Source organism: Aureibaculum luteum (genome assembly GCF_003449015.1).
GTDB classification, from domain to species: Bacteria; Bacteroidota; Bacteroidia; order Flavobacteriales; family Flavobacteriaceae; genus Aureibaculum; species Aureibaculum luteum.
Genome location: NZ_QRGD01000007.1, coordinates 158,759 through 171,368, shown reverse-complemented (window position 1 = coordinate 171,368; position 12,610 = coordinate 158,759). Strand labels below are relative to the sequence as shown.

12 protein-coding genes are annotated in these 12,610 nt (G+C 31.3%); 4 read left to right on the top strand and 8 right to left on the bottom strand.

Translation table 11 applies throughout. The annotated features are described in order from the left end of the window. The 5 genes from D3P13_RS15965 to D3P13_RS15945 form a co-directional block, all read right to left on the bottom strand. Positions 1–405, bottom strand: a complete 405-nt coding sequence (locus D3P13_RS15965; RefSeq protein ID WP_117883875.1) for a rhodanese-like domain-containing protein — start codon at positions 403–405, stop codon at positions 1–3. 151 nt (positions 406–556) lie between these two features. Continuing rightward, positions 557–1,963: an MBL fold metallo-hydrolase gene (locus D3P13_RS15960; RefSeq protein ID WP_117883874.1), complete on the bottom strand. Its 1,407-nt coding sequence runs from the start codon at positions 1,961–1,963 to the stop codon at positions 557–559. A gap of 113 nt (positions 1,964–2,076) precedes the next feature. Next, positions 2,077–2,766, bottom strand: coding sequence for a helix-turn-helix transcriptional regulator (locus tag D3P13_RS15955; RefSeq protein WP_117883873.1), 690 nt, complete (start codon positions 2,764–2,766; stop codon positions 2,077–2,079). Between the two features lie 87 nt (positions 2,767–2,853). After that, positions 2,854–3,231 carry a VOC family protein gene (locus D3P13_RS15950; protein ID WP_117883872.1) on the bottom strand — a complete coding sequence of 126 codons (378 nt, stop codon included), beginning with the start codon at positions 3,229–3,231 and terminating at the stop codon, positions 2,854–2,856. Positions 3,232–3,361: 130 nt separating this feature from the next. Beyond that, the gene (locus D3P13_RS15945) at positions 3,362–5,086 is read right to left on the bottom strand and encodes a SulP family inorganic anion transporter (RefSeq protein WP_157972941.1); all 1,725 of its coding nucleotides are present in this window, start codon (positions 5,084–5,086) and stop codon (positions 3,362–3,364) included. A gap of 118 nt (positions 5,087–5,204) precedes the next feature. Between D3P13_RS15945 and D3P13_RS15940 the strand changes: the two genes are divergently transcribed. After that, entirely contained in the window at positions 5,205–5,447 is a 243-nt protein-coding gene (locus D3P13_RS15940; protein ID WP_117883870.1) for a MoaD/ThiS family protein, read from the top strand. A 51-nt stretch (positions 5,448–5,498) separates the two neighbouring features. Here the strand turns inward: D3P13_RS15940 and D3P13_RS15935 are convergent, their stop codons facing one another. Next, positions 5,499–5,774, bottom strand: coding sequence for a DUF3817 domain-containing protein (locus D3P13_RS15935; RefSeq protein ID WP_117883869.1), 276 nt, complete (start codon positions 5,772–5,774; stop codon positions 5,499–5,501). Between the two features lie 184 nt (positions 5,775–5,958). On the opposite strand from D3P13_RS15935, the gene D3P13_RS15930 reads away from it, so the two are divergent. The 3 genes from D3P13_RS15930 to D3P13_RS15920 all read left to right on the top strand — a co-directional run bounded on the left by D3P13_RS15930 (position 5,959) and on the right by D3P13_RS15920 (position 9,706). Then, positions 5,959–8,415 (top strand): DUF5686 and carboxypeptidase regulatory-like domain-containing protein, encoded by a 2,457-nt coding sequence (locus D3P13_RS15930; RefSeq protein WP_117883868.1) that lies wholly within the window; start codon positions 5,959–5,961, stop codon positions 8,413–8,415. A gap of 51 nt (positions 8,416–8,466) precedes the next feature. Continuing rightward, on the top strand, positions 8,467–8,889 hold the full coding sequence (locus tag D3P13_RS15925; RefSeq protein WP_117883867.1) for a molybdenum cofactor biosynthesis protein MoaE: 423 nt from the start codon (positions 8,467–8,469) through the stop codon (positions 8,887–8,889). A 196-nt stretch (positions 8,890–9,085) separates the two neighbouring features. Then, the gene (locus D3P13_RS15920) at positions 9,086–9,706 is read left to right on the top strand and encodes a murein L,D-transpeptidase catalytic domain-containing protein (RefSeq protein ID WP_117883866.1); all 621 of its coding nucleotides are present in this window, start codon (positions 9,086–9,088) and stop codon (positions 9,704–9,706) included. A 6-nt stretch (positions 9,707–9,712) separates the two neighbouring features. Here D3P13_RS15920 and D3P13_RS15915 read toward each other — a convergent pair whose 3' ends face one another. Then, positions 9,713–10,699 (bottom strand): hypothetical protein, encoded by a 987-nt coding sequence (locus D3P13_RS15915; protein ID WP_117883865.1) that lies wholly within the window; start codon positions 10,697–10,699, stop codon positions 9,713–9,715. An 8-nt stretch (positions 10,700–10,707) separates the two neighbouring features. Beyond that, the gene (locus D3P13_RS15910; protein ID WP_117883864.1) at positions 10,708–12,477 is read right to left on the bottom strand and encodes a MutS-related protein; all 1,770 of its coding nucleotides are present in this window, start codon (positions 12,475–12,477) and stop codon (positions 10,708–10,710) included. Positions 12,478–12,610: the final 133 nt, after the last annotated feature.

The following is a 12,610-nucleotide window of genomic DNA, read 5'->3' as shown; positions in this document are numbered from 1 at the left end:
TTATTTTTCTATTTCTAAATTTTCTTTTGACCAAGCTAAAAAACCGCCTTGAAGGTCATATATTTTTGTAAACCCAGCTGCTTTTAATTTGGAAGATGCATTGGCACTCCTCTTTCCACTTTTACAATATACATAAACAGGTTTCGACTTGTCTAAAGATTCCATTTGCGTCATAAAATTTTTATCAAAAACATTAATATTTTTCGAGCTTTTTAAATGTCCCGCATTATATTCTTTTGGAGTTCTAACATCTATAAGTTGTACTGTATTATTTTCAACTTTAGCGTTAAAATCTACTGGTTTAACTACCTCTACTGTAGTACTCTTCTCATTACTTTGCGAGCTGTTTTTACAAGAAAACAGCAACGTTATTACTACAAAAAGGCTTAATGTTAAATTTTTCATTTATATATTTTAATTATTATTTATGTTATAATTCACTTTACCATTACTTTTGAATCTTACCTACCAACTCTTTAAAAACTCTATACGTATTTCTCAATACAATTTCTTCTATGCTATCCCTTCTAAGAAAACAATCGAAGTGACCGTAAGTTTACAACGTTGATGGACAAACATAGTCCGTTTTATTAATACTTGATTCTTTAATGGCTCCATAACCACCAGCAATATCAATAACGTTGTGATATCCTCTTGCTTTTAAGATAGAAGCTGCAATTACAGAACGATATCCACCTGCACAATGCACATAAAATTCTTTATCTTTAGGAAACTCAGAAATATAATCATTGATAAAATCTAAAGGTGTATTAGGTACTTCAACTATATGTTCACTGGCATATTCCCCCGGCTTTCTAACATCAAAAATAGCTGTTTTATCATCCATTTTATGTTCCAATTCTTCTACAGAGATAGACGTTAACGTATCTATTTCCTTACCCGATTTTTTCCAAGCTTCAAAACTTCCATTAAGGTAACCCAACGTATTATCAAAACCAACTCTAGATAACCTAGTAACTGTTTCTTCCTCTTTTCCTTCTGGAGTTACTAATAGTATGGGTTGTTTTACATCTTTTATCAAGGCTCCAACCCAAGGTGCAAAACCACCTTCTAAACCAATAAAAATTGATCTAGGAATAAATCCCTTAATAAATTCTGATTCATGTCTTACATCTAAAATTAAGGCATCAGTATCGTTCGCTACTTTTTCAAAATCATCAGGAGATAACGGTATGGTACCTTTACTCAAAATCGCATCTATACTTTCATACCCTTCTTTATTCATCTTTACATTTAAGGGAAAATATTGTGGTGGCGGTAATAAACCATCTGTAACTTCTTTTACAAATTCTTCTTTGGTCATATTTTCCCTTAACGCATAATTGGTCTTTTTTTGCCCACCAATAGTACCTACAGTTTCTTTACTTAAATTCTTTCCACAGGCAGAACCTGCTCCGTGTGCTGGATAAACAATAACATCATCCGCCAACGTCATTATTTTAGTTCTTAAGCTATCGTATAAGTAACCCGCTAAATCTTCTTCAGTAAGCACACCCGCTTTTTGAGCTAAATCTGGACGACCAACATCTCCTAAAAACAAGGTGTCACCACTAAAAATAGCATGGTCTTTTCCATTTTTATCTTTTAAAAGATAGGAAGTACTTTCCATCGTATGACCAGGTGTGTGCAATGCCGTAATAGTAATATCACCTAATTTGAACACCTCTCCATCTTTAGCGATGTGAGATTTAAAGTTTGTTTTAGCAGTAGGGCCGAAAACTATGGTTGCTCCCGTTTTTTCCGCCAATGTTACATGTCCACTTACAAAATCAGCATGGAAATGTGTTTCAAAAATATATTTGATTTTTGCTCCGTCTTTTTCAGCTTTGTCAATGTAAGGTTGCACCTCTCTTAAAGGGTCAATGATAGCAACTTCACCGTTACTTTCTATATAATATGCACCTTGAGCTAAACAGCCGGTATAAATTTGTTCTATAATCATATTTTACTTTTAATATTTATCTTGCCTATTTTAATCAGAGGCGTAAAATTCTCAATTTTGCAAAGATACTGACTAATATAAGAAATTAAAGTAACAAAAATTACAAAGAATTGTTAAGGGTTATAAGGGCGTGACTTATAAAAAGATTCAAATTCAAATTTCCTATCTTCAAATTGATTGGGCAAAATTTTAAAGTTTTGAATTCGGTCTACTCTAAATGCTCTATAATCATTTCGTAAATGACACCACGCAATTAGAATCCATTTATTGTCTGTGGCAAATATGGCACATGGTTCAATAACTCTAAAAGTAGCATCAACTTGATCTGCCTTACGGTAATTAATTTCAGTTAAATTAAAATTAGTAATGGCCAATTGTAATTCGGAAAGAGCATTACTGGAAATTATTTCTTGTTTAAAATCAAAAACTCGAATTTTACTATGTAGTAATTCGCTTTTCTGTTGGATAGACGTTCTAAAAACCGACTTAATTTTAGTCATCGCTTCCTCAAAATCACTAACAAACGATGCATCATTTGATTTGTTTACCAAATGTTGAGCAGTAATTAACGCATTGGCTTGTTTTTCAGTAAACTGAACCGGTGCCACAACATAACCATCCATTAAGCTATAGCCTCTGCCTTCCAAAGTGATAATAGGAACGCCAGCAACTTCTAATTTTTTAATATCTCTATAAATGGTTCTAATACTAACTTCAAATTTTTTAGAAAGCTCCGTTGCCGTTAAAATTCGTTTTGATTTTAACAAGGTTAATATGGCAATGAGTCTAGAGAGTTGTTGCATGATTCACAAATATAGTAAAAGAAAAGAGGCAAGATTCAAGATTTATTTGTCCAGATTCTTACCTCTTTTTTTCTCGTCTCTTATTTATTAAGACATGGAGTGCAATGCTACTTTGTTACCTTCCGTATCTTTAAGTAAGGCAAAAAATCCATTTTCACCAATATCTGTTTTTGGTAACAAAACCTTACCTCCAGCACGTTCAACGCGACTTAAAGGAAGACTTAGATCATTGCCTCCATTCAAATAAACAGTAACACCTTCCATAGATGGTTTTGCATCTTCACCTTTAAAAATGGCTCCACCTACCCCTTCCTCTTCAGGTTTATAGTCAAATACACCATATTCCATGGTAGCGTCTGGCATGGGATGATCGGTAATTCCAATTCCCAACACTATGGTATAAAACTTTTTAGCTCTGTTATAATCCGTTACAGGAATTTCAAACCAACTGATTGCACTTTTCATAATTTATAGATTTTTATGGTTAAACATAATGCAAATGTAGCCGTGGTTTTGACAAATGATGTCAGGGGTTAAAAAAGTTTGTTCATCGTAAAAATGAATGGACTAAATAGTCAAATAAAAAATGAGTTTGTTAATTTACCTGATCTAAATACTGCGTATATTTTCTCTCTTGATCGAGATTATCTTTATTCAGATAATTATTTACGGCTTCTTGAATGCTCATAAAACAATTTTCTACTCCAATCTGTTTTATTAGTCCACTTTTAGCGAAAGCATCCCTTAATGGGCCTTTTATATTTGTAAAGTATATTTTAATTCCTCTACTATTGTATTTTTTCAAAAGTTCATTTAAAGCGAAAACACCGCTACTATCAATATTACTTATAACTTCTGCATCGATAATAATAAGCCTTAAATCTTCTCCTTTTTCATAAACTAACTCGTCCAATTTCTCTTTAAAATAATTGGTATTCGCAAAATATAATTGCGAATCGAACCTAACGATTAAAAATTCTTTATCAATTTCAACATCATTAAACCGCCCTTTATTTCTGTAAAAGTGAGCTGTATTGGGCACCTTACCTAATACTGCCATATGTGGTCTTGAAGTCTCAAAAATAACTGCAAAAATAGAAACCATTACACCCACCATAATCCCTTCTTTTATTCCGACAGTTAGCGTAATAATCAAAGTAACCAACATCATTATAAAGTCTTTCTTATCGGTTTTCCATAAAAACCTCATGTCTTTGACTTTTATCATGCCTAAAATTGCAGTAATAATTATGGCGGCAAGTACTGTTTTGGGTAAATAATAAAAAACTGGAGTCAAAAATAAAATGGTTATTAAAATAAACAAAGCAGCAACCACATTAGACATTGCTGTGTTAGCACCGGCTTCTTTATTTATTGCAGATCTAGAAAAGCTTCCTGTAAAAGTATAAGCTCCAAAAAATGACCCTACCATATTACCTAAACCTAATGCAATTAATTCTTTATTTGGCTTTAAACTGGAATCAATTACATCTTCATCTAAGGTTTTTGCAATAGATATTCCTTGTAAAAATCCTGTGAAAGCAAGTGTTAATGCTATTGGCAGTAACTTTTGCATAAGCGACACATCAAAACGGTGCATTAAAAATGGAGGTAACCCTTTCGGGATATCTTTTACAATTTCAACATCAGATAGGTAATTGCCGAACCATTTCATAACCAAAATACCTATAATAACGACCAATAATTGACCTGGTAATTTTTTATGTATTTTTTTTAATCCATAAATAATTAAAATTGACCCCAAACCAATCAATATAGTGTTCAGATTAATTTCAGTTATTTTTTCAAAAAGATTTACAATTATAGTGTGAATTTGATTACTTCGTGCTACATCTAAACCTAATAAATCTTTTAACTGACTAAAGGCTATTATAATAGCAGCGGCAGATACAAACCCGGTTAAAACAGGTCTTGATAAAAAATTAACGATAAAACCCAGTCGAAATATACCCACTAAGAATTGTAGTACACCCACCATTATCGTGAGTAGCAAAACTGTAGTAATATAATTATCTGTACCTACAATTGCTAATGTAGATACTCCGGAAGCAATAATTAATGAATCTAATGCTGTAGGACCAGTGGATAATTGTTTAGAAGTTCCAAAAATAGTATATATCAATTGCGGAATTAAAGCCGTGTATAAACCATAAATAGGTGGTAAACCTGCAATTATGGAATAGGCAATTCCTTGAGGAATTAAAATAATACCAATAGTTAAACCAGCAAATATATCTCCTCTTAAAAACGAGGTTTTATAGTTTGGTAACCAATCTAATATTGGGAAAAATTTATTCATGTAATACATTATTACCCACTTTTAACAGCTATGTTAAATTCAGTTGGCATGTAATTTTTAACTTAATATCTTTACTTTAGCAAAAGTAATGCAATTGAACTGATTTAAATAAAACGAGATGCAAATAAAACTATTGCTTTTTGGCATTGTTAAAGATATTGTTGGTAAAAACACAACAGAATTAGAAATAATTCCCAATACAACGATAACCGATTTCAAAAGCATATTGATTGAACAATACCCAAAACTCGTTGCTTATAAGAATTTTTCAGTAGCCGTTAACGAAAACTATGTTGATGATACATATTTAATCAAAGCCAATGACGTAATTGCCATCATTCCACCAGTAAGTGGAGGATAATGAAACACATATTGAATTCTTTACAAAGTGGAACAAAAATCTTACTTAAATTTATGCTCTCAAATATTTTTTATCAACATAAAACGTACCGAATGGTATTATAGAAGCAGCCAAGACAATTAAAAATGTCTTGTTATCCCATTTATATTCCGATTTTACCAAAAAAGCCAAAACTACATACGCCACAAATAACAAACCATGTGGCATTCCAAACATTTTAACCCATGATTCATCATGACCAATATATTTTATGGGAGTTGCTATAAAAAGCAGTATTAAATACGACAATCCTTCTAAAATAGCTACAATTTTAAATGTGGTCTTCATTGGTTTTTTATCTTAAATTATGGTCTGCAAAAATAGGGAATTTCAATTCTATTTATATCCAAAACGCAGTGTCTTTCAGCAAATTTTAACAATAATTAAAGAAAACAGCCTCTATTTTTAACAAATTCTTATTATCCAAGCCCATTTTAAAAATTTAGGTTTGCTCATAACTAAATCAACCTCAATGAATATTAAAATCTCACTACTCCTTTTTATTAGTTGCACTATCGCACAAGCTCAAATTACAGGGACAGTTACCGACGAAAACAATACGCCTTTACCATTTGTAAATATTTACTTACAAGGATCATATAATGGTACAACCTCAAATGATGATGGTATATACCAATTAGATATTAATAAAACAGGTAATTACACTATCATTTTTCAATATTTAGGGTTTAAAACATTAAAAAAAGAGGTTAATATAACAGCATTACCTTTTGAATTGAATATCGTTTTAAAAGAGGATGCTTTAGCGTTAGATGAAGTTCAAATAAGTACTAAAGACAATCCTGCTCATCGAATTATCAGAGCTGCAATTGCTGAAAAAGATAAAAATTTAAAGAAAACGTCCAATTTTACGGCCGATTTTTATTCGCGAGGTATTTATCGGATTAAAGATGCTCCTGAAAAAATTATGGGTTTTGAATTGGGTGACCTCGGTGGTGGTCTAGATTCTACAAGAAGTGGCGTTGTTTATCTTTCTGAAACGATTTCTAAAATTACCAAGAGCGAAAAGGAATTTAAAGAAAACATATTGGCTTCTAAGGTCAGTGGAGATGATAGTGGTTTTAGTTTTAATCAAGCATCTGAAGTAAATTTTAACGTTTATACGAACTTAATAAACCTCGGCGAAAATATTGTTTCACCAATAGCGAATTACGCTTTTAACTATTATAAATACACCTTGGTTAATAGTTATTATGAAGGTGAGTTTCTCATTAACAAAATAAAGGTTGCCCCTAAAAAAACAACGGATAATGCCTTTACGGGATTCATCTATATTGTTGAAAACAGTTGGGAATTTTTTGCTGTAGACCTTTCAGTTACTGGTAAACAAATACAACAACCTATGGTTAAAAAGTTGACATTAAAACAGAGTTATTCTTATTCTGAAAAAGACAAAATGTGGCCACTATTTTCTCAAAGTATTGATTTTGTTTTTGGCATGTTTGGCATTAACGTAGATGGACGTTTTACAGGTGTATATAGCGATTATAATTTTCAACCCAACTTTACAAAAGCCACATTTACCAATGAAATTCTTTCAATTGAGGACAAAGCCAATAAGAAGGATAGTCTTTTTTGGAAGAATATGAGACCCATTCCGTTAACCGCCGAAGAAATGAATGATTATCAACTAAAAGACAGCATTAAAGAAATTAGACAGTCAGAAAAATACTTAGATTCCATAGATCTTAAGCGGAATAAATTCAAAATAATGAATGTGCTAACTGGCTATAATTATTCGAATACTTATGAAAAATGGGGTTTAAACATTGGCTCACCAGTCTTCAATTCTATGTTTAATACCGTGCAAGGATGGCATACCAATATGGATATCTCTTATTATAAGTATTATAAAGACGAAAACAGAAGTTTTAATATTAGATCTAAAATAGATTATGGTTTGTCAGATGACCAATTGAGATTGAGTGGTGGGTTTACCTATAATTTTAATGGAAAAACCAATTCTTATGTAAGTATAAATGGTGGTAGAAAAATTATGCAATTTAACGAATCAGAACCCATTGCCCCTATAGTTAATGCGGTGAGTTCCTTATTCTTTGAAGATAATTATGCAAAATATTACGATAAAACTTTCGCTTCTATTAGTGGAGGAAAAGAAATTTTTAATGGCTTACGAATGAACTCTTCAATTAGCTACGAAAACAGAAAACCTTTATTTAACAATGCCGATTGGGTAATTCTGAACAAAGATGATGAACAGTACTCTTCTAATAATCCGCTAGAGCCTGATAATTATACATCAACCCCTTTTGACGAACATAGTATTTATAAGTTTTCGTTAGGTGCTACCATTAAATTTGGACAAAAATATATTTCTTACCCAGATCGAAAAATAAATTTATATGAAACCAAATATCCTGCTTTAAACATCGGATATACTAAAGGTTTTGCCGCGAGCGAAAATAAATATAATTATGATTTGGTACAAGCACGACTATATCAAGATTTAAAATTTGGCAATAAAGGAACCTTTTCTTATAACATAAAAGCAGGTAAATTTTTAAATACTGATGAACTTTCCTTTACAGATTACAAACACTTTAATGGAAATCAAACCCATGTAAATCTAGATTTGAACTATATCAATAGTTTTTATTTGTTGCCTTATTACAATTTAAGTACAGACAATCAATACGCAGAGTTCCATGCTCAACATCATTTTAATGGCTATTTGTTACGAAAAATTCCTTTACTAAATAAATTGCAATTTCAATTGGTTGTTGGTGCTAAGGCTTTATTTACGCCTGATAATAAACCTTATTCCGAATATTCAGTTGGGTTGGATAATATCGGCTTCGGTAAATTCAGATTTTTACGTGTTGACTATGTACGATCTTATTTTAACGGCAAGGCTACTAATGGTGTTGTGTTTGGCTTGAGTTTTTAAAACCCCTGAATTCAGGTATAAATAAGCTTTATAATTGCTTAATTTTGGTTTATGGAAAACACCTCAATACATGTTACTACAGAAAAACTGAATTTACAAGCGTGTTACGACTTTGTTCAAGATGCTTCTTGTGGCGGAATTGCCCTATTTGTAGGTACTGTACGTAATTTAACAAAAAGTAAGGAAGTTACGTTATTAGATTTTTCTACCTATAAACCCATGGCAATTAAAGAAATGCAGAAAATAGCTGATAAAGCCTTGGTCGATTTTGACATTTTAAAAATAGCCATTCACCATGCTGAAGGTGAGTTACAAGTTGGTCATATTCCAGTAATTATTGCTGTTTCTTCAGCTCATAGAAAGGCCGCTTTTGATGCGTGCCAATACGCTATAGATACCTTAAAAGGAACAGTTCCAATCTGGAAAAAAGAACACTTTGTGGATGGTGAAGTATGGGTTAATGCACATCCATAGTTGAGCTTCACTCGGTAACTTCGAAACAAAATGTATTTCGTTTCTTGTTAATCCAAAAGGTAGGGAAAATTGCTATGAATAAAAATATGAAAACAAAATTCCTCACCTTTTTTCAAGGGGAGGTGCCCAAACGTTTTTTTAAGACTTACTGAATTTTTAAGGGCGGAGGGGTTGGTGTTTTTTTTAAATTTTAAATATGAATAAAAACTTTACAATATTAATAATAATCTTATCCTTTTTTTCTTGTAAAAAAGAAAAACAAAACCTTTTTGTTATCAATGAAACTATTACTATTGAGACTGAGGTATTAGATTATTCTGATGAGATAAGTCACATTAAGGCATTTGCAAAAAAAGGCAATTACAACAAAGACATTGCTTTTATGATTGATTATAGCATACATAGCGGTAAAAACAGATTTTTTGTGGTTGATTTAAAAAAGGACAGTATCCTTAAAAAAGAGTTAGTATGCCATGGTGATGGTAAAGGAAAAAATACTACAGGAATTCCAACAGTTTTCAGCAATAAGAGTGAAACCCATTGTAGTTCGTTGGGAATGGCGGTTATGGGCGAAAGAGCCTATAGCAGTTGGGGTAAAAATTATAAATATTGGATAGATGGTCTTGAAAAAGACAATAGTAATATGCGTAAAAGAATTGTGGTGTTACATGGCTGGAAAGGAATGCCAGAAAATGAAACCTACCCAAACCCCATTGCAACTAGCTGGGGCTGCCCAACAGTTTCTGTGGATGTTTTAGATGAATTGGATGTACTTTTAAAGGAAAATAAAAAAGTGTTATTATATTCGTTTGATTGAAAACTCTCAATTATGATCTTGAAACATGTTAAATTTTACATATTTACTTTTCATATGTGAAGGTAGATATTTATGTATTTGATTTAAAATTTCTACATCCTTTTTTTGATCTTTCCACTTATTGTATAAATTTTTAGACACAAACCATGTTTCTACATGCCTTATTAAGACGTCACTAATTAGTTTTATTTTTTCTTTTTCATTATAATTAGAGATTTTATCTAAATCAAACTTACCTTTTAATTTTTTTTCTGAATGACAACCTAAAATCACGTTAAGTTTATCCTTTTGGGGAATAAGGTTTATGAAGTTCGAGCTAACAATGGGTGGTAGCGATTTCCTTTCTAACAGATCTTTTTTAAATTTTATTTTTGAAGCCGAGCTAAAACTAGTTGATGTACAAATTTCGATTTTTGGTAATGCAAAGTGGATAAATTCAAAACTGTTTGTCCCTTTTATTAAATCACTTTCAAACAACTGTTTGTTAAACCTTCCAAATTTAGTAGCTAAATCAAAACCACTATTCAAATGATAAAAAGTTTGTTTTATTTCGTTGGTCAATTCATTGGATTCAAATATGAGTTTATACCATTTTAAATTATACTCTTGCTTATAGAGTTCACTTAAAAAACCTCGATAAGAAAATAGAAGTTGATTTCGATTTAGTGATAAGTCAACATTTTTAGATTCTATTTCTTCGAAAATTTTATTATCACATTCATTACAAAAACCCCAAAAAGTTAGAACATCTCCCTTCTGTTTTATTCCCTTTTCTTTAAAATCGTATCTTCTATTATCTTTAATATACGGATAAATGTTCTCAAGCTGAATAACTTCACCATCACCAGAAGCAATTTCTCTAATTGAACCTTCCTTTTGTTGAATATGTGATCTAATAGCTACATTTTCACAATCAGGATTATAACATTTTTGACTATTAGATCTAGCCTTTCTTCTTAACTTAACTAAGATTCCCTTCTCTTTATTAGTCATAATATAAATTATACTATTTCCATTTTCTTCAACAAGAATGAAGCATTCATGTTTTTACAAACACCCGTTTTTAGTCGGTAGTCAAAATGAAGTTCGTCATTGATGATTTCGGCATCAAAATAGTAGTTTTTTATCGCCGTAAGTTCTTTTTCAATTTCGCAAAGGCTAAGGTCGTGTGTAGCAATAATTCCTGTAGAATTTGAAGCAACTAGTTTCTGTACAAACTTTTTAGAACCAATAGCTTTATCGGTACTATTGGTTCCTTTTAGAATCTCATCAAGTATTATAAAATAACGATCAGATTTTATTTGCTCTACAATAAACTTTAAGCGTTTTAATTCCGAAAAGAAATACGACTCATCATCTGCTAAAGAATCTGTAGTACGCATGCTTGTAATTAATTTTATAGGAGAATACTCAAATGATTTTGCACAAACAGGTAAGCCCATATTTGCCATGACTATGGATAAAGAAACGGTTCTTAAAAAAGTACTTTTGCCCGCCATATTTGCCCCAGTAATGATAAAAAATTGCTGGTTTTCAATGGTATAATCATTATCAATACGATTGGTGGTTTTTAACAACGGATGTCCCAATTGCTGGGCTTGAATTACGTTTTTATCTCCATTTAATTCTGGATACACATAATTGGGGTTGTTAAAAGCAAAATTTGCCAGACTATTTTGGGCATCAAAAAAGGCAATGACCTTAAACCAATTTTCAACTTTATCTCTATACGTATTTATCCAATTTTCAATTTTAAATGCCTGATTGGCATCCCACAACAATAACCCATTACCAACAAAAGCCATTATCATATTATTACGCTGGTCTAACGCATCTAAAATTTTTGAGAATTTTTTAAAAATAACCGACGCTTTTTCACTTTCCGTCTTTATTGCTTCTTGCTGTCCTATTAAAATTTCAGATGTAAAACTAGAACCTTCTATCTTATCTAACAATTTATGATATTGCTTAAACGTATCCTTTGCTTTTCCGGCATCATCATAAATAGCATTCACCTTTTTTAAATAAGCACCCGCAATACCTAAGCCAATAAAAAACCAAACCAATAAAAAATGATAGGAAACAACGTCAACACTTATCAAAACAATCAAAACCAAAGAAATTAAAGCAAAAACTCTTGGTAAAAACGCCATGAATTTAGGTAAACCTGGGTTGTAATTATGGATCCATTTTATAATATGCTTCGCCGGATGTTTTACATTAACCAAACTGCCAATAGCTGAAAATTCTTGTCGCCATTTAGGTATTTTAGACAATTCTTTTATTCCATTTTGCTTTTTATCAATATCATCAATATTATTCAATGTTAATTGATTAGCAAACTCTCTTGCTCCTTCTTTTGTTACTGTTCGATTGGCAAATTGATAAAATGATCCTTTTCCAAAAAGATCAATATCATAACTATAATAATGATTTGGGTTTTCATGTTCAGTACCCGCATCTAAATCGAGATAATTACCATAAATAATCTCAATTTCCGTATTATTTATTTCTAATAGCTGTTTGATAAAATCTCTTTTGTATTGCAAATCTGTATGTCTTAGCACCAAATACAAAAAAAGAGCAATGCCTATAATTGCAATTGCTGCTACTATTTTAAGGTTTGCAAAAAAGAGGTAAATCCCCAATGCTATCGCTACAAAAAGCAATAATCTAATGGTACTTGACAGAGCCAATTTCTTTTTTAACGTACTTAATTCTAGTTCGTATTTTGTCTTTTCAGACTTATAAAATTCTAATGGTTTTTGCATTGAAGTGGTTTGAATTTTTTATGTTTAAGCGAAAATTAATTATTTTTTTCTCAATTGAAGTCTTTTTTTGACTTGCTTAGCAGGGCTAAGGAAGGAAAAAAAGACAAAAAGTGAGTGAAAAAAAGCAATTTTT

Coding starts and splice junctions, on each gene's coding strand:
- D3P13_RS15915 (WP_117883865.1), bottom strand. CDS start 10,699: ATGACTAATAAAGAGAAGGGAATCTTAGTTAAGTTAAGAAGAAAGGCT.
- D3P13_RS15965 (WP_117883875.1), bottom strand. CDS start 405: ATGAAAAATTTAACATTAAGCCTTTTTGTAGTAATAACGTTGCTGTTT.
- D3P13_RS15960 (WP_117883874.1), bottom strand. CDS start 1,963: ATGATTATAGAACAAATTTATACCGGCTGTTTAGCTCAAGGTGCATAT.
- D3P13_RS15925 (WP_117883867.1), top strand. CDS start 8,467: ATGGAAAACACCTCAATACATGTTACTACAGAAAAACTGAATTTACAA.
- D3P13_RS15940 (WP_117883870.1), top strand. CDS start 5,205: ATGCAAATAAAACTATTGCTTTTTGGCATTGTTAAAGATATTGTTGGT.
- D3P13_RS15935 (WP_117883869.1), bottom strand. CDS start 5,774: ATGAAGACCACATTTAAAATTGTAGCTATTTTAGAAGGATTGTCGTAT.
- D3P13_RS15930 (WP_117883868.1), top strand. CDS start 5,959: ATGAATATTAAAATCTCACTACTCCTTTTTATTAGTTGCACTATCGCA.
- D3P13_RS15920 (WP_117883866.1), top strand. CDS start 9,086: ATGAATAAAAACTTTACAATATTAATAATAATCTTATCCTTTTTTTCT.
- D3P13_RS15955 (WP_117883873.1), bottom strand. CDS start 2,766: ATGCAACAACTCTCTAGACTCATTGCCATATTAACCTTGTTAAAATCA.
- D3P13_RS15945 (WP_157972941.1), bottom strand. CDS start 5,086: ATGAATAAATTTTTCCCAATATTAGATTGGTTACCAAACTATAAAACC.
- D3P13_RS15910 (WP_117883864.1), bottom strand. CDS start 12,477: ATGCAAAAACCATTAGAATTTTATAAGTCTGAAAAGACAAAATACGAA.
- D3P13_RS15950 (WP_117883872.1), bottom strand. CDS start 3,231: ATGAAAAGTGCAATCAGTTGGTTTGAAATTCCTGTAACGGATTATAAC.